Source organism: Bartonella sp. AP58NXGY (assembly GCF_042195785.1).
Classification (GTDB): domain Bacteria; phylum Pseudomonadota; class Alphaproteobacteria; order Rhizobiales; family Rhizobiaceae; genus Bartonella.
Map to the genome: position 1 here is coordinate 1 of NZ_JBHIOY010000129.1, position 960 is coordinate 960.

General features: G+C 32.4%; 2 protein-coding genes. One reads left to right on the forward strand and one right to left on the reverse strand.

The features are described from left to right. Nucleotides 1-306: 306 nt before the first annotated feature. Nucleotides 307-636 (reverse strand): helix-turn-helix domain-containing protein, encoded by a 330-nt coding sequence (locus ACFINC_RS09945; protein WP_156851527.1) that lies wholly within the window; start codon nt 634-636, stop codon nt 307-309. 112 nt (nt 637-748) lie between these two features. Between ACFINC_RS09945 and ACFINC_RS09950 the strand changes: the two genes are divergently transcribed. Next, the coding region (locus ACFINC_RS09950; protein WP_375617108.1) for a hypothetical protein at nt 749-960 on the forward strand (212 nt) is incomplete at its 3' end.

A 960-nucleotide genomic window follows, 5' to 3' on the forward strand; every position in this document is an offset into this window, starting at 1 on the left:
CAGATTTAGCGAGATTTTGTTCTTCATTTTCGCAGATGACTAAGAGAATTTCATCAGAATTGATAAACACTGGTTTTTTCACAAATGCCTCCATACAGCCTATTGGCAAAAGTTATTTTCTAAGATATGGAGTGATTATATGTAAAAAGTGCAAGTGTCAACATAAAAATGTAAAAAGTGCATATTTATGTTAGGTATGTTTTTTTTAAAAATGCACTATCCACAATTTATGGAGATACAAAATGCAAATAGCGGAACAAGATTCTAATCTTTTAAAAGGGTTTTCTCAGAAAGAAAAGGAAACTATTACTTATCTTTTGATTGCCTTAAAAACTCAATATATAAAATCACAGACTTTTTGTTTTCTTCAGAAAGATCACGATAAAAATTCATAAACTCTTGATCAACATCATTGAAGAAATTTGGGGGGGGTTCGTTAAAAAACTCGGCTATTTTAACTAATTCTCCAATACTAATACTTCTTGATTTCCCATTTTTGTAAGGATTAATCATTCTGCTTATAGTGGATTGATGGATTCCCAAGTAGGCTGCTAATTCTATTTGAGCACCGTGTCCGCGCTCGTTTAATTTTTTTTCTAGCCATTGTTGGATGCTTTTTTCAATATTGCTACTCATAATCTAAACATTATCCTTAAAAATACGTAAAATGCAAAAATGTGAAAGGTGCATTTTTTGTTGACATATGTAAAAAGTGCAATTATTTATTGCGCTGTTATGGAGATTACATATGCCTTCGAGATTAATCATAAAATATTTAGGTGGTTTCAAAACTGTAGCAACCATAGTGCAAAGAGATGTGTCGTCTGTTTCTAGATGGCATAGTTTTATACCAGCAAAGCACCAGCAAAAAATTTTAACCTACGCACGTGATCATGGGATAGATTTGCGTCCAGAAGATTTTTTTTATCCCGAGCGCTTGCAGAGATTAATGCAAGAGCA